The organism is Streptomyces sp. NPDC033221, from assembly GCF_055577005.1.
Map to the genome: position 1 here is coordinate 62,282 of NZ_JBVIQN010000008.1, position 18,564 is coordinate 80,845.

The window sequence follows — 18,564 nt, forward strand, 5'->3', positions numbered from 1 at the left end:
GGCTTCCGTCCTCAGCCGCGCACGGCCCCGGCGACCGCGTCCGCCGAGCGCCGGACCTCGGCGCGCAGCGCCTCCAGCCCCTGCCGCGCGGCCTTCTCCACCACGTCGTCACCGGACTTGAGGGTCCCCAGCGGCAGCGTCACCGTGCGGCTGACGGTGAGCTGCGTACGGTCCGGGCCGGCCGGCGCGAGCTGCCAGCGGCCCACCTCGGCGTGCAGTTCCTCCGGCGGGTCCAGCCGCTTGTAGGCGACGCGGTACGGGTCCGGGCGCAGCCGGACATAGCGGCCGCCCGGGGCGAGGGTCAGCGTCTCGGCGATCTCCCCGCCGTCGATGGCGGCGGTCGCGGACGGCCCGCCGTGCGCGGCCGCCCACACCTCCGGCCGCAGCAGCGCGGGCAGCACCGCGTCCGGGGCGCCGTCCAGCGGCACCTGCTCCTCGTGCGTCAGGAACAACCGGCCGAGCCCTGGGCCGAGTTCCGCGACGAACCGGTAGGCGTCCAGCTGCTTGGGCACGTTCTGGTCCAGGTTCGCGAGCTGCGCGGCGACCTCTTCCGTGGCGTCGGCGTCCAGGGTGTGGACGACCGTCATCGAGGCCGTTCCGATCTCGGGACCGGCGGTGAAGGTCCACAGACCGTGCTGGGAGCGGATGCTCCCGCCAGGGCTGTCGTGGACGAACTCGATACGCAGCCGCTCCCGGTCGAGCGTGCGGCGCACCTGCCAGGTCCGCACGGTCTCGCCCGCGCGCACCCAGCGCCGGACCAGGTCCCCGGTGGAGCCGTGCGGGGCGGGCGTCACCTCGGCGAGCAGCTGGGTCGGGGCGAAGCGCGGCGCGCCCTCGGTGTCGGCGACCAAGTCGAACAGGGCCCGGGGCGTGGCCCGGACGACGGCTTCGTGGCGTACGGATCGTTCGGACGGCGTCGGCATCAGGTGGTGTCCCCTCGGGGTGCGGTCCGCTCCGGCCGGACGGCGGAGCGTGGGCGATGCTGCCGCCACCCCCCACAGCGGCCCTAGAGAGGGGCTTGACGCGGGCCCCGCCGGGCGGTCGACCCCGGCCCGAGACCGGTTCGAGCGGCGGCCCGAAGACTCGCGGTGACGACAGAGTCTGAGTCACAGTGCCCCGGCCCGATCCGTCCGGCCGGCGGCCCGAGAGGAGGCGCTCGAACGTGGAATACCTGAAGCTGGGGAACAGTGGACTCGCGGTGAGCCGTGTGTCGTACGGGAACTCCACCACAGCCGGCAACCAGCTGGACGACGACGCGGCGGCGGCCTGTGTGCGCGCCGCCCTCGACGCCGGCATCACCACCTTCGACACCGCCGACGCCTACGCGGGCGGGCGGGCCGAGGAGGTGCTGGGTGCTGCCTTGAAGGGCGTGCCGCGGGAAAGCGTCGTCCTGATCACGAAAATCTTCTTCCCGACCGGCAAGGGGCCCAACGACCGGGGCCTGTCGCGCAAGCACATCCGCGCCGGCGTCGAGAACTCGCTGCGCCGCCTGGGAACGGACCACGTGGACGTGTACGTCGCCCACCGCTACGACAGCAGGACGCCGCTGGAGGAGACCATGTCGGCCCTGGCCGACCTGGTGCACCAGGGCAAGGTGCTGTACCTGGGAGTGTCCGACTGGGAGCCGGAACAGATCGTGGCTGCCAAGGCGATGGCCGACGAACTGCGGGTGCCGCTGGTGTGCAGCCAGGCGCAGTACTCGATGCTGTGGCGCATCCCGGAGGCGGGCGTCTCCCCGGTGTGCGAGGCGCTGGGCATCGGCCAGATGGCCTGGTCGCCGCTGGCGGGCGGAGTCCTGACGGGCAAGTACCAGCCGGGCGAGGACTATCCGGAGGACTCCCGGCTGGCCGAGGCCAAGGGGGCGCTGGAGGCCATGAACCGCTGGTACCGCCTCGGCCCCGGCGTACTGGAGAACGTACAGCGCCTGGCGAAGGTGGCGGCCGAGGCGGGGCTGACCCTGCCGCAGCTGGCGCTGGCCTGGGTACTGGGCCAGGCGCCGGTCACCAGCGTGGTCCTCGGCGCCTCGCGGCCCGCGCAGATCGAGCACAACCTGCAGGTCGTCGGCAAGCGGCTGGACGAGGAACTGCTGGCGCGCGTCGACGCCGTGCTGGGCCCGGTGGTGATCCGCGACCCGAGCCTCAACCCCCGTCCACCGGCCTGACGTTCACAGCCAGCCGGCCTCACGCGCGATACGGATGGCGTCGACACGGTTGCGCGCGCCCAGCTTGGTGACGACCGTCGCGAGGTAGTTGCGAACCGTGCCGACCGAGAGGACCAGCCGGGTGGCGATCTGCCGGGCGTCCTCCCCGTCGGCGGCCAGGCGCAGCACCTGCAGCTCACGCGGCGTCAGCGGCGACGTCCCGTCGTCCAGCGCGGCCAGCGCGAGCTGCAGGTCGACGACGCGCTCGCCCCGCGCGACGGCGTGGATGGCGTCCACCAACTGGGCGGGCTCGGCGTCCTTGATGAGGAAGCCCACGGCCCCCGCGGCGAGGGCCTCCCGCAGCTTGCCGGGCGCGGGCGCGCTGGTCAGTATCAGCACCTGGCAGTCGGGTAACAGGGCGCGGAGCTTGCCGGTCGCCGTGATGCCGTCCGTACCGGGCAGCCCGATGTCCACGACCGCGACGTCCGGCCGGGTCCGTGCCGCGACGGAGGCCACGTCGTCGCCGTGGGCGACCTCGGCGACCACTTCCAGATCCGGTTCGAGATCCAGCAGGGTGACCAGGGCCTTGCGCAACATGTGCATGTCCTCGGCGATCAGGATTCTGATCACGTGGATCGATTCCCCCTTTGGAGCACCGACAGCCACACAGCTCCAGGTGAATTATGACCCGGCCGCCGACGCAAGATCCATCAATCAGCAGGGGGAAGGCAGCAGCCATGAGTGCCGTGAGTGGGAGTGCGCCCGTGCCGGCCGGCCGTACGGCCGTGGACGCGCGCGAACGCAGCACCGCCCTGGCGGAGTTGCGCGAGAACGTACACCGCGGCCCGGAGCGGGCGACGGCCGCCCAGCACGCCAAGGGCAAGCTGACGGCGCGCGAGCGCATCGGCCTGCTCTTCGACCCGGGGACGTTCACCGAGGTCGAGGCGTTCCGGCGGCACCGGGCCACCGGTTTCGGACTGGAGGACCGGCGGCCGCACACCGACGGCGTCGTCACGGGCTGGGGGAAGGTGAACGGCCGTACCGTCTTCGTCTACGCCCACGACTTCCGGGTCTTCGGCGGGGCGCTCGGCGAGGCGCACGCGGAGAAGATCCACAAGGTGATGGACCTGGCGGAGGCGGCGGGGGCGCCGCTCGTGGGGCTGTGCGACGGCGCGGGGGCGCGTATCCAGGAGGGCGTCACGGCGCTGGCCGGTTACGGCGGCATCTTCCGCCGGAACGTACGCAACTCCGGGGTGATCCCGCAGCTCAGCGTGATCATGGGGCCGTGCGCGGGCGGCGCCGCCTACTCACCCGCCCTGACGGACTTCGTCTTCATGGTGCGCGGCATCTCCCAGATGTTCATCACCGGACCCGACGTGGTGCGGGCGGTGACCGGCGAGGCGATCACCCATGACGCGCTGGGCGGCGCGGATGCCCACGCGGCCCGCAGCGGGGTCGCCGCCTTCGCGTACGACGACGAGGAGAGCTGCCTCGCGGACGTGCGGTACCTGCTCTCCCTGCTGCCCTCCAACAACCGGGAGCAGCCGCCGGCCCTGCCGAGCGCCGATCCGGTGGACCGGCGCTGCGAGGTCCTGGCCGACCTGGTGCCGGCCGACCCGAACCGGGCCTACGACATGCGGCGGGTCATCGAGGAGATCGTCGACGAAGGCGAGGTGTTCGAGGTCCACGAGCAGTGGGCGGGCAACGTGCTGTGCGTGCTGGCCCGCCTGGGCGGGGAGGTGACCGGCATCGTCGCGAACCAGCCCGCCGCGCTCGCGGGGGTGCTGGACATACCGGCGAGCGAGAAGGCCGCGCGCTTCGTGCAGACCTGCGACGCCTTCAACATCCCGCTCGTGACGCTGGTGGACGTGCCGGGCTTCCTGCCCGGGGTGGACCAGGAGCACGGCGGGATCATCCGGCACGGCGCCAAGCTGCTCTACGCCTACTGCAACGCGACCGTCCCCCGGATCCAGGTGATCCTTCGCAAGGCTTACGGCGGCGCGTACATCGTGATGGACTCCCGCTCCATCGGGGCGGACCTCTCGCTGGCCTGGCCCACGAACGAGATCGCCGTCATGGGCGCCGAGGCGGCGGCCAACGTTGTCTTCCGCAGGGAGATCGCCGCGGCGGACGATCCCGAGCTGGCCCGCAAACAGCGCGTCGAGGAGTACCGGGAGCGGCTGATGCACCCCTATTACGCGGCCGAGCGGGGCCTGGTCGACGATGTGATCGATCCGGCCGAGACCCGGTCACGGCTGATCGGGGCCCTGTCGACGCTACGGGCCAAGAGCGCGCCGCTGCCCGGCCGCAAGCACGGGAACCAGCCGCAGTGAGCGCGCGGCCGGCAGCGGGCGACGACGTCCCGTGGGTGCGTGTGGTGCGCGGCAAGCCGACGCCGGAGGAACTGGCCGCGCTGACGGCCGTGCTCGCGTCCCGCTCGGGCGCCCGGGCCGCCGCGGAGACCGTCGCGGACGCGGTTCCGCTCCGGGCGGCATGGCCGCGCGCCGGACAGACCGTTCCGGCACCGGCGTGGCGGGCCCGCCGCCTGCCGGGGTGGCGTGGCGGTGAAGCGGCGTAGACCGGCGGGGGCGGACCCTTCGTGCGGCCCATCGGGTCCGCCCTGTGCCACGGCTGCCCGCGCATACGGATGCCTGGACCTGCGAGTGCCGGGACCTGCGGGTGTCTACGGCTACGTATGCCTGCGACCACGGCAGCGCACGACCGCATCCGCCCAGGACGACCGGGGCCGCATGCGCGCACGACGAACAGGCCGCGCCGCAGGCCCTGGGGTGGGGCTGCGGCAAGGCCATGAGCCGTACCGGCGAGCCAGACTCAGGTCTTGGGCCCGCCGCGTTCCTCCGCCTCGGCCTCGGCCTGCTTGGCCTGGACCTCGGGGTCCAGGGCGGCCGCCTCTGCGGTGCCGTCGACGGCGGTCAGGGTGGCGCGTTCGCTGACCTCGGTGGGGGCCGGGGGCTCGACCAGCCAGTCCGGGTTGGCCTGCTTGTCCCACCACTTCCAGGCGGCGTAGGCGCCGCCCGCGAGGAGGCCCACGATGGCGACGCGCTTGACGGCCTTGCCGGCGCGCCGACGGCGGTTGTGCTTCTTGACGAGCTTCTCGATCTCCTTGGCCGACACCTGGCCGCGGAGTGCCGCGATGGCGGCCGTGCCGCGTGCCACGGCCTGCTCGCGGACCGGTTCGGCCGCAGCGCGTGCGCTGTGCACGGCGTGCTCGACGCGCGGGGCGGTGTAGTCCGCGGCCTGGCGGGCGGCCTTGCGGGTGCGCTCGGCGGCCCGGCTCGCGGCGGCGTCCACCTTGGGCGGCAGGGCGTCGCGGGCGTGCTCGATGCGCGGGTGCAGGTGGGCGTCGTACTGGCTGCGGGCCTGGTGTGCGGCCTCGGCCACCTTGGGTGCCAGTCGCGTACGGGCCTCGTGCGCGTAGTGCGCGGCGGTGTCCTTGGCCGTACCGGCATACGGAGCCACCACCTCCGCCGCGTGCCGCACGCTGTCCTTGGCCGAACTGGTCGCCGCGCGCACGCTGTCCTTGCGGGTCACGGGATCCTCCTCCTCGGTGGCGTGTCCGGGGGGCTACGGGGGCTGTTCCCCAATGTCTGCTGTGTCGCCTGTCCACCCGAGTCAAGATCATGCCTGCTCACACGACACACGGCATGTGCGGGCGGGCATCCGGGTCATTGGGGACCATACGGAGCCTTGCGATGACAATGCCACGGTTTTCCGGGCTGTGCGCCGGTTCGGCGGGTACTGGTGGCGGAAAGGCGAACAGCAACGCGGCGGTGTCCGGGTGCCGGGCGGACGTCCATGCGAGGATCGGGAACCGTCAGTGCCGACTTATGGAAGGTAGATCGTGGCTGAAGAGCTCTACGCCACCCTGAAGACCAATCAGGGCGACATCGAGATTCGGCTCCTGCCGAACCACGCCCCGACGACGGTGAAGAACTTCGTCGAACTCGCCAAGGGCGAGCGCGAGTGGACCCACCCGGAGACCGGCAAGAAGACCACGGAGAAGCTGTACGACGGCACGGTCTTCCACCGCGTGATCAGCGGCTTCATGATCCAGGGCGGCGACCCGCTGGGCAACGGCACCGGCGGCCCCGGGTACGAGTTCAAGGACGAGTTCCACCCCGACCTGTCCTTCAACAAGCCGTACCTGCTCGCCATGGCCAACGCCGGCCCGGGCACCAACGGCTCGCAGTTCTTCATCACGGTCTCCCCGACCACCTGGCTGACCGGCAAGCACACCATCTTCGGTGAGGTCACCAACGACGCGGGCAAGAAGGTCGTGGACGCCATCGCGGCGATGCAGACCAACCCGCGTACGGACCGCCCGGTCAACGACGTCGTGATCGAGTCGGTCGTCGTCGAGACCCGCTGACGCGCGGCACCGCGTCACCGCCCATCCGGCCCGGGAGTCCCGCAGCGGCCCCGGAGCGCGGTGCGCGGGAACCATTGCGCCCTGCCCGGTCGTAGATCGGGTGGGGCGCGCACGTCGTTCGTGCGGTGACGTCCGCACGGATTCGGCACGAGGGACCGAGGGGACCATGGACCAGGCGCCGGGCAGCCCACAGGAGCCGCAGGACGCGCGGGCGGGCGACGCCGTACCCGGCTGTTACCGCCATCCGGACCGCGCGACGGGCATCAGCTGTACGCGCTGCGAGCGGCCCATCTGCCCCGAGTGCATGGTCAGTGCGTCGGTCGGATTCCAGTGCCCGGAGTGCGTACGCGGCGCCGGCGGCACGGGCAGTACGGCGCAGGCCACCGCCCCCCGGACCATCGCGGGCGGCTCGCCGACCACGGACACCCGGCTGGTCACCAAGATCCTGCTCGGCCTCAACGTCGCGGTGTTCATCGCGGTGCTGTCGGTGGGCGACGGCCTGGTCCAGAGCCTGGAGATGATCGGCGGGGCCTTCGTCCCCCAGGACCTGAAGTTCATCGGCGTCGCCGAGGGCGAGTTCTACCGCCTGCTGACGGCGGCGTTCCTGCACCAGGAGCCGATGCACATCATCTTCAACATGCTGTCGCTGTGGTGGCTCGGCCCGCCGCTGGAGGCGGCCCTCGGCCGGGTCCGCTTCCTCGCCCTCTACCTGCTTTCCGCCCTCGGCGGCAGCGCCCTGTCGTATCTGCTCGCCGCCCAGAACCAGCCCTCGCTGGGCGCGTCCGGCGCGATCTTCGGACTGCTCGGCGCGACGGCCATACTGATGCGCCGCCTGAACTACGACATGCGGCCGGTGCTGATCCTGCTGGCGCTCAACCTGGTTTTCACATTCGCGTGGCCCAACATCGCCTGGCAGGCACATGTCGGCGGTCTGATCGTGGGCGCGGCCGTGACGTACGGGATGGTGCATGCGCCGCGGGAACGGCGCGCGCTGGTGCAGGGCGTCACGTTCGCGGTGGCGTTCCTGGCGATCGTCGCGGTGGTGTGGGTGCGGACCGTCCAGCTCGTGGGGTGAGTGAGCGGGCGGGCAGGCAGGTGCGGCCCGGCGGCGTACGGTCGGCGGGTGCTGCCCCGGCGGTGTACGGCCCTGGCGGCGTACGGCCGCCCGGCGACGGCCTGTGAAAAGCCGGTATGGACGCCGGTTCGGCGCCGGTTGTCCACAGCGCGTGTCGGATCTTGTGCATCGGGTGGGGAACGTGTGTTCCGCTCTGCACTGAGCTGCGTTTTCCCAGGAAGGGCAGGGGGTGACGGTGGTCCGGGTGGCGGGCCGCCGGTCACACCGGCGTCAACGGCCGGGAAGTTATCCACAGATCTTCTGAAGTTTTCCCCGGCTGTGGATAACTGTGTGGATGGCCTTGGGCAGGGCTTGCGCGACAACGCCCGCGACAGGGCCGGATCACAGCCCGGCGAGGGGCGGATCAGCGGCCCGTACCGGAGCGGTCAGCGGCCCGACAGGAGCGGCCGTGGTGGCCGCCCTGACGGGCGCGGTCGTCCTCGAAGCCGGGTGTCACCGGTGGCCGTGGGCTGGTCCGGGCTACTTCCACTGGGTGGACACGCCGAAACCCAGGGCGATGAAACCGAACCCGCACACGATGTTCCAGTTGCCCATCGCCTTGACGGGCATGTCGCCCCCGGTGACATAGAAGAGCACGATCCACACCAGGCCGATCAGGAACAGTGCCAGCATCACCGGGGCGACCCAGCCGCGGCCGGAACTCATGCGCAGATTGGTCGTCTGCTTCGCCGGCGGCGGCGTGAAGTCGTCCTTCTTGCGGATCCGTGACTTCGGCACGAGGAACTCTCCTGTCGATGATCTGCGTGACCGCACTGGGGGCGGATGATGCGTGAGGCGGGCCGGGCGGGTGGTGACGGGGAGCGGATTCCTTCCCCGAGCGTCCGTTAGCGTAGTGCTTCCGCGGCGTCGTAAGGAGCAAGGGTACGTTGAGCACTTCCGCTGACTCCCCCGGCCGCCCGCCACGCCGCCGCCTGCGGCCGGTGCGGCTGCTGACGCTGGCGGTCTTCGCGCTCGCCGGACTGATCTTCTGGCTCAGCTTCGACACCGCGCGCGGCACGGACCTGCGCTCCGACGATTCGATGCTGCGTCTGTCCGACCTCATCCAGGAACGCAGCCACAAGAACGGCGCCCACGACGAGCGCAACGCCGCGCTGCGCGACGAGGTGGACACCCTCGCCCACCAGGACAGCGGCTCCTCGAAGGCCGAGGACGCCAAGCTGGCGGCGCTGGAGAAGAACGCGGGCACCAAGCCGGTCGCCGGCCAGGGCCTGACCGTCACCCTCACCGACGCCCCGCCGAACGCCACCGCGAAGATCCCCGGCGTGCCGGAGCCGCAGCCCAACGACCTGGTCATCCACCAGCAGGACCTGCAGGCCGTGGTCAACGCCCTGTGGCAGGGCGGCGCCAAGGGCATCCGGGTCATGGACCAGCGGCTGATCTCCACCAGCGCGGTGCGCTGTGTCGGCAACACCCTGATCCTCCAGGGCCGCGTCTACTCGCCGCCGTACAAGGTCACCGCCGTCGGCGACCGCGAGACGCTGAACCGGGCGCTGACCGCCTCGCCGGCCATCCAGAACTACATGCAGTACGTGAACGCCTACGGCCTCGGCTGGAAAGCCGACCAGCACGAGGCGGTGACTCTGCCCGGCTACTCCGGCACAGTGGATCTCCACTACGCACAGCCTGTGAAGCCGTGATCCGCCGGCCGCCCGCACCGGGGCCGGCGGCCGGGGAGGGGGCGGTCCGCCATGACGGCACGGTCCAGGGCGGCGGCGCGGTACGGGACGAAGGGGCGGCCCGGGGCGAGGGGACGGCCTGGCCCGGGGCGGCGGCCCGCCACGGTGGCGCGGCTGATCGTGCGGACACTCAGCGAGGTCTGCGTCACCGCCGGCACACTGATCGTCCTCTTCGTGGTGTACGTCCTGTTCTGGACGGGCGTACGGGCCGACAGCGCGATGGACGGTGAGATCGGCAGACTCCAGGACCGGTGGTCCACCGGACCGGTCGCCACCGCCTCCCCGGACGGCACTTCCGGGCGGCCGGACAGCTCCGGCAAGCAGCCGCGGTACGAGAACGGCGCGCCCTTCGCCGTGATGTACATCCCCCGCTTCGGCGCCGGCTGGAGCAAGCCCGTGCTGGAGGGCACCGCGGCGGACGTCCTGAAGAAAGGGCTGGGGCACTACGGCCGCACCGCGCGGCTCGGCGAGACGGGCAACTTCGCGGTCGCCGGGCACCGCCGCACCTATGGCGACCCCTTCAAGGACTTCCCCCGGCTGCGGCCGGGCGACGCGGTGGTCCTCACGGACGGCACGACCTGGTTCACGTACCGGATCGACCGGCGCCCCTACAGGACGCTGCCCACCGATATCGGCGTCATCGACCCCGTACCGCGCAAATCGGGATACAACGGCCCGGGTCGCTATCTCACCCTCACCACCTGCGAGCCGGAGTGGGGCCACAGCCACCGGCTGATCGTCTGGGCCCACCTGGATTCCACCCAACCCGTGGAGCGCGGCAGGCCGTCGGCTTTGACCGGCTGACCCCCCGGCCCCCGCCCCCGCCCTTTAGTCTGGTGGGGCGATCGACATCGATCGACACGGTCATCGTCATCGGCAAGTAGGGGCAGCGACAGCATGTACGGCTGGATCTGGCGGAATCTGCCGGGCAACACATGGGTGAAGGCACTGCTTTCACTCGTGCTGGTGCTGGCGATCGTCTACGTGCTCTTCCAGTACGTCTTCCCGTGGGCGGAGCCGCTGCTCCCCTTCAACGACGTCACGGTCGACCGAGGGATGGGCGCTGTCCGATGACCGCACGCATCCTGGTGGTCGACAACTACGACAGCTTCGTCTTCAACCTCGTCCAGTACCTCTATCAACTGGGTGCCGAGTGCGAGGTGCTGCGCAACGACGAAGTCGAGCTGCGGCACGCGCAGGACGGATTTGACGGCGTCCTGCTGTCCCCGGGCCCCGGCGCCCCTGAGCAGGCAGGCGTCTGTATCGACATGGTCCGGCACTGCGCCGACACCGGCGTGCCGGTCTTCGGTGTCTGCCTCGGGCTGCAGTCGATGGCGGTCGCGTACGGCGGCGTCGTCGGCCGGGCCCCCGAGCTGCTGCACGGCAAGACCTCCCTGGTCTCCCACGAGGGCGCGGGCGTCTTCAAGGGGCTGCCCACCCCCTTCACCGCCACCCGCTACCACTCTCTGGCCGTGCAGCCCGGCACCGTACCCGACGAGATGGTGGTCACCGCCTGGACCGGCGACGACGCCGAAACCGGCGTGGCGATGGGCCTGCGGCACCGTGAACTTCCGGTGGAGGGCGTGCAGTTCCACCCCGAGTCGGTACTGACCGAGTGGGGCCACCGGATGCTCGCCAACTGGCTGGTGGAGTGCGGCGATCCCGGTGCGGTGGAGCGCTCGGCGGGGCTCGCCCCGGTGGTCGGCAAGGTCGGCGCGTGACTGACCTCCGCCGCGAGCGCGAGGGGAGGTCCCACGAGCCGCGGCGCGCTGCCGACGGCTCGTACGACCGTGCGGCGTTCGAGGCAGCCGTGGGGCAGCTGGACGATCCGCTGACGGACCCGCTCCCGGGCCGCCCGCCGGAGCGGGAGTCGCGGCCGGGATCCGTACCCGGTCCTGGCTCTGGGCCCGGTACCGGCTCTGGGGCCGAGCCTGGCCCCGGACCTGATGCCGTGCCCGGCACCGACCCCGGCCCTGGGCGGAACGCGCATCCGCAGACGGCGCAGCCCGCGCAACCCGCCGCGGGGAAGAGCGGTTCGCCGTGGTTCCGGCCGCACCATGCCCCGGCGGCGACTCCCGCGCAGCAGCAGAGCCCGGGCCGGAACCAGGCTCCGCAACGACCGGCGAACGGCCCGATATCCGGTCCGGCCCAGACCCGGCCGCAGACCCAAGCCCCGGCAGCCCCGTACGTGCCGACCCCGAACCCGGGCCCGGCCACGGACCCGGCCCCCACCCCGAACCCGGCCCCGGCCCCGGCCCCCGGGCCCATGCCGGACCCGTTCCTCAACCAAGCCCTGAACCCGCCGTACGTACCGGGCCCGGTCGGCGCTGCCGACTCGGAGCCCGCGTTCGACGCCGAGACCATGGCGCTCCGTCAGGCCGCGGAGCCGGACGGCGAACGCAGCGGGCCGGACGTTGTTTCACGTGAAACAGAGCCCGCGTCCTCGGCTCCCGACACGTCAGCCGCGACACCACCGGCGACCGGCGGCCGCGCCGCGCGCCGTAAAGCCGCCCAGGAGGCCGCCAAGCGCGGTAACAGGCGCGGGCGGCGCGGTTCCCCCTCGGACGCCGCGAACGCCTCGTCTTCGGCCGCTGAGACGCCTTCCGCGCCCATGACGCGGCTGGAGGCCCGCCGGGCCGAGCGGGCGCGCAAGGAGAGCCCGGGCATCATCGCGAGCCGCGCCGTCGGCGAGGTGTTCATCACCCTCGGCGTGCTGATGCTGCTCTTCGTCACCTACCAGCTGTGGTGGACGAACGTCCTGGCGCACCAGCAGGCGGGCGGCACCGCCAGCAACCTGGAGCACGAGTGGGACGAGGGCGGCGAGGACCGCAAGCCCGACGCCTTCTCGCCCGGCCAGGGCTTCGCGATCATGTATATCCCCAAGCTGGACGTGAAGGTCCCGATTGCCGAGGGCATCAGCAAGCCCGCGGTGCTGGACCGCGGCATGGTCGGCCACTACGACAAGAACAGCGTGAAGACCGCGATGCCCTGGGACAAGGAGGGCAACTTCGCGGTGGCCGGACACCGCAACACCCACGGTGAGCCGTTCCGCTACATCAACAAGCTGGCCAAGGGCGACAAGATCGTCGTCGAGACGCGCAGCACGTACTACACGTACACGATGGAGAGCATCCTCCCGCAGACCTCGCCGCGGAACATCGGTGTGATCGGCCCGGTGCCCAAGGGCTCCGGCTTCACCGGCCCCGGCCGCTACCTGACGCTGACGACCTGCACCCCGGAATTCACCAGTACCTACCGGATGATCGTCTGGGGCAAGATGGTCGAGGAGCGGCCGCGGAGCAAGGGCAAGCCGGATGCGCTCGTCAGCTGAGCGAACGTAAGAGGGGTACCACGCGGTGACTGCCACCGGACACGACGAGGACACCGGCCCGGCGGCGGAGCAGCCGGTGTCCACGCCGCCGCGCCGCCTGCGCGGGCGGATCGCCGCCGTCGTCAGCGTCATCGGCGAGCTGCTGATCACGGCGGGGCTGATCCTGGCCCTCTTCGTCGTCTACTCGCTGTGGTGGACGAACGTCCTCGCCGACCGTGCGGCGCACAAGCAGGGCGACACGGTCCGCAAGAACTGGGCGCAGACCCCGAAGGGCCCCGGCGCGCTCGACACCAAGGACGGCATCGGCTTCCTGCACGTCCCGGCGATGAAGAACGGCGAGGTGCTCGTCAAGAAGGGCATCGACCCGGACGTTCTCAACGAGGGTGTCGCCGGTTACTACACCGAGCCGGTCAAGTCGGCCCTCCCGCAGGACGCGAAGGGCAACTTCTCGCTGGCCGCGCACCGCGACGGGCACGGCGCCAAGTTCCACAACATCGACAAGCTCAAGGACGGCGATCCGATCGTCTTCGAGACCAAGGACACCTGGTACGTCTACAAGGTCTACGCGTCCCTGGACGAGACCTCGAAGTACAACGTGGACGTCCTGGACGACGTCCCCAAGGAGTCCGGCAAGCGCAAGGCGGGCCGCTACATCACGCTGACGACCTGTACGCCGGTCTACACCTCCACGTACCGCTACATCGTCTGGGGCGAGCTGGAGCGCACCGAGAAGGTCGACGCCAAGCGCACCCCGCCGAAGGAACTTCGCTAGAGCCGGTTCCCCGCGCCAACGGGAAAGCCCCGGCCCCATCGAAGGGTGCCGGGGCTTTCCCGTGCGGCGGCAGACGCCCGTCAGCGCCTGTGGTGCCGTCCCCACCAGCTGCTCGGGTCGCCGAAGACGCTCCCGTCGTCACCGCCGTCGTCCCCGCTGGGGGAACCTCCGATGGTGGTGAGCGTCACCGTCGTGGAGCCGGGCGCGGACGGGGTGTTCGGCTGCGGGTCCTGGGTGACCACGCGGGCCTTGTCGTCCTGTGAGCTGCCGCCCGCGAACTGGATGTTCGTGAAGCCGGCGTCCTGCAGGGCCTTCTTGGCGTCCTTGACGGACTGGCCGACGACGGTGGGCACCGGCTTCTGCTCGGCCGCCTTGCCGACGGTCAGGGTGATCGTCGAGCCGTTGCGGGCCTGCGTGTTGCCGTCCGGGGACTGCTTGACGACCTTGCCGACCTGGTTCGGGTCGGACGTCTCCTGCTCGGACTTGCCGACCTGGAAGCCGAGGTCGGTCAGCTGCTTGGAGGCGGTGTTGAAGTCCTGCCCGACCACCGGCGGCACCGTCGCCGTCGGCGACTTCTTGGCGACGACCAGGGTGATCTTGGTCTTCTTGGTGGCCTCGCCCTGCGCCTTGGGGTCCTGGTCGATGACCGTGCCCTCGGTGCGGTCGGAGACCCGCTCGGTCTTCTGGACGTCCTGGAAGCCCTTTTTCTCCAGGTCGCTCTTCGCCTTGTCGAAGGTCAGGCCCGTGACGTCGGGGATGGTGACCTTCTCCGGCCCGGTGCACAGCGTCACCGTCACCGTCTCGTCCTTGGAGACCGTCTCGCCGGCGGCCGGCGACTGCTTGGTGATCTGGTTCTTCTCGACGTTCTCGCAGGCCGTGCTGCCGCCCTTGGTGACCTTGAAGCCGCCGTTGTCGCCCGCGGCCTTGGCCTGGTCGAGGGTCTTCCCGGTCAGCTCCGGGACCTTCACCTCGCTGCTGGTGTTGGTGTTGCTGAACATCGCCTTGCCGATGAAGATCGCACCGGCGAGCACCAGGATGCCCGCGACGACGAGCAGGATCGTCGAGGTGTGCTTCTTCTTCTGGCCGCCGCCACCGCCACGGCGCCGGTCGGGCCGCTCGTCGTAGCCGTACCCGCCGTCGTCCGGATTCATCGGCGGCAGCATCGACGTCTGGCCCGCCGGGTCCTGCGGACGCAGCATCGTCGTCGGCTGGTCCTGGTCGTAGCCGACCGCGCCGAGGGCGGCGGTCGCCGCGACCGGCTGCCCGTCGAGGGCCGCCTCGATGTCGGCGCGCATCTCGTCCGCCGACTGGTAGCGGTAGTCCGGGTCCTTGACCAGCGCCTTGAGGACGATGGCGTCCATCTCGGGCGTGATCTCGGGGTCGAAGTTGCTCGGCGGCTGCGGCTCTTCCCGTACGTGCTGGTAGGCCACCGCGACGGGCGAGTCGCCGACGAACGGCGGCCGTACGGTCAGCAGTTCGTAGAGCAGGCAGCCGGTGGAGTACAGGTCGGAGCGGGCGTCGACCTGCTCGCCCTTGGCCTGCTCGGGCGAGAGGTACTGCGCCGTGCCGATGACCGCCGCGGTCTGCGTCATCGTCATACCGGCGTCGCCCATCGCGCGGGCGATGCCGAAGTCCATGACCTTCACCTGGCCGGTGCGGGTCAGCATGACGTTGGCCGGCTTGATGTCGCGGTGGACGATGCCGGCCCGGTGCGAGTACTCCAGCGCCTGGAGCACACCGATGGTCATCTCCAGCGACCGCTCGGGCAGCAGCTTGCGGCCGGAGTGCAGCAGCTCGCGCAGGGTGGAGCCGTCGACGTACTCCATGACGATGTACGGGATGGAGACCCCGTCGACGTAGTCCTCGCCGGTGTCGTACACCGCGACGATCGACGGGTGGTTCAGCGAGGCGGCCGACTGGGCCTCACGGCGGAACCGGGCCTGGAAGGACGGGTCGCGGGCGAGGTCCACGCGCAGCGTCTTCACAGCGACGGTGCGGCCGAGGCGGGTGTCATGCGCGAGGTAGACCTCGGCCATGCCGCCGCGGCCGAGCACCGAGCCCAGCTCGTACCGGCCGCCGAGGCGACGCGGCTCTTCCATAAGCTTCTCCAGCCCTCTCCGTCAGTCCCGACCGCACCCGTGTGTGGTCCGGCGGTGTGCTGTTCGGGCATACCGTACCCGGCACGCCATGCGGGGCCCGGCCGCGACCGGCACCTGATATCCGACCGGTATGGGCGTGACCGGGGTCACTTCCTGCCGTCGAGTACTGCCTCCATGACCTTCTTGGCGATGGGGGCGGAGAGCTTGCCGCCCGCGATGTCGTCGCGGAGGGTGTCCGAGCTCTCGATCACGACGGCGACGGCCACCGGCGTGCCCTTGGCGGTCTTGGCGTAGGAGATGAACCAGGCGTACGGGTTGTCCTTGTTGTCCTCGCCGTGCTGCGCGGTACCGGTCTTGCCGCCGACGGTGACGCCGTCGATCTGGGCGTTGGTGCCGGTGCCGTTCTTGACGACGCCCTCCATCATCTCCTGGACCTTCTGGGCGTTCTCCGGCTTCAGCGGCTGGCTCATCGTCTCCGGCGTGTGCTGCTGTACGACGTTGAGATTGGGGGCCACCAGCTGGTCGACCATGTACGGTTTCATCAGCTTGCCGCCGTTGGCGATGGCCGCGGTGACCATGGCCATCTGCAGCGGCGTGGCGCGGTTGGAGGCCTGGCCGATGCCGGCCATCGCGTTCTGCGGCCGGTTGTCGGTGGGGTAGACGCTCTCGGCGGCCCGGACCGGGGTGTCGACCTCGTCGTTGTTGAAGCCGAACTTCTCCGCCTCGGCCTTCATCGTCTTGTTGCCGAGGTCGGCGCTGATCTTGCCGAAGACGGTGTTGCAGGACCAGCGCAGCGCTTCCTTGAGGCTGGCGTTCTCGCAGGGGATGTTCCCCTCGTTCTTCAGCGGCTGGTGTGCGGTGTCCGGCAGGTACCAGGGCAGCGGCGAGTCGGTCTTGGCGTTGATGTCGGTGTAGAGGCCGTGCTCCAGCGCGGCGGAGGCCGTGACGACCTTGAACGTCGAGCCCGGGGGGTAGGTCTGGCGCAGCGCCCGGTTGAGCATCGGCTCGTCGGGGTTGGCCTTCTTCAGCAGCGAGTTGTACGCCTTGGCATCCTTGTCGGACATGCCGGCGAAGGTGGAGGGGTCGTACGACGGGGTGCTGGCCAGCGCCAGGATCGCGCCGGTCTCCGGGTTGATCGCGGCGACCGCGCCCTTGTTCTTGCCCAGGCCCTCGAAGGCGGCCTTCTGCGCCTTGGCGTTCAGGGTGGTGACGACGTTGCCGCCCTTTTGCTTCTCGCCGGTGAACATGTCGACCGTGCGGCTGAAGAAGAGCTTGTCGTCGGTGCCGGACAGGATGCTGTCGTTGAGCTTCTCCAGCTGGTTGGAGCCGAACGCCTGGGACGCGTAGCCGGTGACCGGCGCCCACATCGGGCCGTCCTTGTACGTCCGCTTGTACTTGAAGTCGCCGCTCTCGTTGGTGGCCGAGCCGGTGATGGCCTTGCCGTCGACGATGATGTTGCCGCGCGGCTGGCTGTAGCGCTCGATGGCCACCCGCCGGTTGTGCGTGTCGTTCTTCAGCTCGTCGGCCTGGACGAACTGCACCCAGTTGACGCGGATGAGCAGCGAGAGCACCAGCAGGCCGCAGAAGATGGCCACGCGGCGCAGAGGCTTGTTCACGGGCGGACCACCTGGGTCATCTCGGCGTCGGTGGAGGGGGCCGGGGCGGGGGCGGGGCGGCGCGCGGTGTCGCTGATGCGCAGCAGCAGCGCGACCAGGGCCCAGTTCGCGATGACGGAGGAGCCGCCCTGTGCGAGGAACGGCATCGTCATACCGGTCAGCGGGATCAGGCCGGTCACACCGCCGGCGACGACGAAGACCTGGAGGGCGAAGGCACCGGACAGGCCGACGGCGAGGAGCTTGCCGAACGGGTCGCGGGCGGCCAGCGCCGTGCGGATGCCGCGCTCGATGAGCAGGCCGTACAGCAGCAGGATCGCCATCAGGCCGGCCAGGCCGGCCTCCTCTCCGACGGTGGCGAGGATGTAGTCGCTCTTGGGCGCGATGCCGCCGATGAGGCGGGAGTAGCCCTGGCCGAGGCCGGAGCCGAGGATGCCGCCGGAGCCGAAGGAGTACATGGCCTGGGCGGTCTCGGTGACGCCGCCGTCGAGCAGCTCCAGGGGGTTGAGCCAGTTGTGCACACGGGTCTGGACGTGCGACTCGAAGGTGGCCACCGCGACCGCGCCGGCGCCGCTGAGCAGCAGGCCGAAGACGATCCAGCTGGTCCGTTCGGTGGCGACGTACAGCATGACGACGAACAGGCCGAAGAAGAGCAGGGACGTACCGAGGTCGGTCTCGAAGACCAGGATCATCAGGCTCAGCGCCCAGATGACCAGGATCGGGCCGAGGTCGCGGCCGCGCGGCAGGTACAGGCCCATGAAACGGCGGCTGGCCAGCGCCAGCGCGTCCCGTTTGACCATGAGATAGCCCGCGAAGAAGATCGCGATGACGATCTTGGCGAACTCACCCGGCTGCAGCGAACCGACACCGGGGATGGTGATCCAGATGCGGGCGCCGAACTTCGCCGGGAAGAACACCGGCGCGATCAGCAGGATCAGCGCGACGACCATCGAGATGTAGGTGTAGCGCTGCAGGACCCGGTGGTCCTTGAGGAAGATCAGCACGCCGAGGAACAGGGCGACGCCGAGCGTCGACCACATCAGCTGCCCGGGGGCCATGGCGCCGCCGAGCTGCTTGGTGGTGATCTGCGGTTCCTGGTCCAGGCGCCAGATGAAGACCAGACCGAGCCCGTTGAGGAGGGTCGCGATGGGCAGCATCAGCGGGTCGGCGTACGGGGCCCACTTGCGTACGACGAGGTGGGTGACGCCGGCCAGCAGGAAGAGGCCGAGGGCGTAGCCGAGTACACCGGCGGGGACCCCGCCCTCCTTGGCCAGGCCGACGTTGATGTACGCGAACACCGGGATGAGGACCGCGAAGACGAGCATGGCCAGCTCGGTGTTGCGGCGGCTCGGGGCACCGATCGTGCCCACGGTGGTCGTGGTGGTGGTACTGCTCATCAGTTCTACGG

At 70.7% G+C, this 18,564-nt stretch carries 18 protein-coding genes; 11 read left to right on the forward strand and 7 right to left on the reverse strand.

From position 1 onward, the window contains the following. Positions 1-11 precede the first annotated feature (11 nt). A complete protein-coding gene (locus ACZ53K_RS12680; RefSeq protein WP_468834666.1) occupies positions 12-923 on the reverse strand; it encodes an SRPBCC family protein in 912 nt (303 codons plus the stop codon). Between the two features lie 239 nt (positions 924-1,162). On the opposite strand from ACZ53K_RS12680, the gene ACZ53K_RS12685 reads away from it, so the two are divergent. After that, on the forward strand, positions 1,163-2,161 hold the full coding sequence (locus ACZ53K_RS12685; protein WP_468834668.1) for an aldo/keto reductase: 999 nt from the start codon (positions 1,163-1,165) through the stop codon (positions 2,159-2,161). Positions 2,162-2,164: 3 nt separating this feature from the next. Here ACZ53K_RS12685 and ACZ53K_RS12690 read toward each other — a convergent pair whose 3' ends face one another. After that, complete coding sequence (locus ACZ53K_RS12690) at positions 2,165-2,770, reverse strand: response regulator transcription factor (protein ID WP_468834670.1); 606 nt, start codon at positions 2,768-2,770, stop codon at positions 2,165-2,167. Positions 2,771-2,877: 107 nt separating this feature from the next. Here ACZ53K_RS12690 and ACZ53K_RS12695 point away from each other — a divergent pair, with 107 nt between their 5' ends. Both ACZ53K_RS12695 and ACZ53K_RS12700 read left to right on the forward strand, forming a co-directional pair. After that, positions 2,878-4,473 (forward strand): acyl-CoA carboxylase subunit beta, encoded by a 1,596-nt coding sequence (locus ACZ53K_RS12695; protein WP_468834671.1) that lies wholly within the window; start codon positions 2,878-2,880, stop codon positions 4,471-4,473. Beyond that, a complete protein-coding gene (locus ACZ53K_RS12700; RefSeq protein WP_468834674.1) occupies positions 4,470-4,718 on the forward strand; it encodes an acyl-CoA carboxylase epsilon subunit in 249 nt (82 codons plus the stop codon). The genes ACZ53K_RS12695 and ACZ53K_RS12700 overlap by 4 nt, the downstream gene beginning before the upstream one ends. Positions 4,719-4,972: 254 nt before the next feature. Here the strand turns inward: ACZ53K_RS12700 and ACZ53K_RS12705 are convergent, their stop codons facing one another. Beyond that, positions 4,973-5,692 (reverse strand): DUF5324 family protein, encoded by a 720-nt coding sequence (locus ACZ53K_RS12705; protein WP_468834676.1) that lies wholly within the window; start codon positions 5,690-5,692, stop codon positions 4,973-4,975. Positions 5,693-6,002: 310 nt separating this feature from the next. On the opposite strand from ACZ53K_RS12705, the gene ACZ53K_RS12710 reads away from it, so the two are divergent. Then, complete coding sequence (locus ACZ53K_RS12710; RefSeq protein ID WP_468834678.1) at positions 6,003-6,530, forward strand: peptidylprolyl isomerase; 528 nt, start codon at positions 6,003-6,005, stop codon at positions 6,528-6,530. 166 nt (positions 6,531-6,696) lie between these two features. Beyond that, the gene (locus ACZ53K_RS12715; protein WP_468834681.1) at positions 6,697-7,605 is read left to right on the forward strand and encodes a rhomboid family intramembrane serine protease; all 909 of its coding nucleotides are present in this window, start codon (positions 6,697-6,699) and stop codon (positions 7,603-7,605) included. A gap of 519 nt (positions 7,606-8,124) precedes the next feature. Here ACZ53K_RS12715 and crgA read toward each other — a convergent pair. Beyond that, positions 8,125-8,382, reverse strand: a complete 258-nt coding sequence (crgA, locus tag ACZ53K_RS12720) for a cell division protein CrgA (protein ID WP_468834682.1) — start codon at positions 8,380-8,382, stop codon at positions 8,125-8,127. A gap of 149 nt (positions 8,383-8,531) precedes the next feature. Here crgA and ACZ53K_RS12725 point away from each other — a divergent pair, with 149 nt between their 5' ends. The 6 genes from ACZ53K_RS12725 (at position 8,532) to ACZ53K_RS12750 (ending at position 13,444) form a co-directional block, all read left to right on the forward strand. After that, positions 8,532-9,302: a DUF881 domain-containing protein gene (locus ACZ53K_RS12725; RefSeq protein WP_468834685.1), complete on the forward strand. Its 771-nt coding sequence runs from the start codon at positions 8,532-8,534 to the stop codon at positions 9,300-9,302. 153 nt (positions 9,303-9,455) lie between these two features. After that, positions 9,456-10,145 carry a class E sortase gene (locus ACZ53K_RS12730; protein WP_468835236.1) on the forward strand — a complete coding sequence of 230 codons (690 nt, stop codon included), beginning with the start codon at positions 9,456-9,458 and terminating at the stop codon, positions 10,143-10,145. 93 nt (positions 10,146-10,238) lie between these two features. Continuing rightward, positions 10,239-10,415, forward strand: a complete 177-nt coding sequence (locus ACZ53K_RS12735; protein WP_468834687.1) for a hypothetical protein — start codon at positions 10,239-10,241, stop codon at positions 10,413-10,415. Continuing rightward, the gene (locus tag ACZ53K_RS12740; protein WP_468834690.1) at positions 10,412-11,062 is read left to right on the forward strand and encodes an aminodeoxychorismate/anthranilate synthase component II; all 651 of its coding nucleotides are present in this window, start codon (positions 10,412-10,414) and stop codon (positions 11,060-11,062) included. Before ACZ53K_RS12735 ends, ACZ53K_RS12740 begins: the two co-directional genes overlap by 4 nt. A 230-nt stretch (positions 11,063-11,292) precedes the next feature. Continuing rightward, the gene (locus ACZ53K_RS12745; protein WP_468835238.1) at positions 11,293-12,672 is read left to right on the forward strand and encodes a class E sortase; all 1,380 of its coding nucleotides are present in this window, start codon (positions 11,293-11,295) and stop codon (positions 12,670-12,672) included. A 25-nt stretch (positions 12,673-12,697) separates the two neighbouring features. Beyond that, positions 12,698-13,444 carry a class E sortase gene (locus ACZ53K_RS12750; RefSeq protein WP_468834693.1) on the forward strand — a complete coding sequence of 249 codons (747 nt, stop codon included), beginning with the start codon at positions 12,698-12,700 and terminating at the stop codon, positions 13,442-13,444. Positions 13,445-13,524: 80 nt separating this feature from the next. Here ACZ53K_RS12750 and pknB read toward each other — a convergent pair whose 3' ends face one another. The 3 genes from pknB to ACZ53K_RS12765 all read right to left on the reverse strand — a co-directional run bounded on the left by pknB (position 13,525) and on the right by ACZ53K_RS12765 (position 18,553). Then, on the reverse strand, positions 13,525-15,543 hold the full coding sequence (gene pknB, locus ACZ53K_RS12755) for a Stk1 family PASTA domain-containing Ser/Thr kinase (protein ID WP_468834696.1): 2,019 nt from the start codon (positions 15,541-15,543) through the stop codon (positions 13,525-13,527). A gap of 146 nt (positions 15,544-15,689) precedes the next feature. Further along, positions 15,690-17,159, reverse strand: coding sequence for a peptidoglycan D,D-transpeptidase FtsI family protein (locus ACZ53K_RS12760; RefSeq protein ID WP_468834699.1), 1,470 nt, complete (start codon positions 17,157-17,159; stop codon positions 15,690-15,692). Beyond that, positions 17,156-18,553, reverse strand: coding sequence for an FtsW/RodA/SpoVE family cell cycle protein (locus ACZ53K_RS12765; protein ID WP_468834702.1), 1,398 nt, complete (start codon positions 18,551-18,553; stop codon positions 17,156-17,158). The genes ACZ53K_RS12760 and ACZ53K_RS12765 overlap by 4 nt, the downstream gene beginning before the upstream one ends. Between the last annotated feature and the right edge of the window lie 11 nt (positions 18,554-18,564).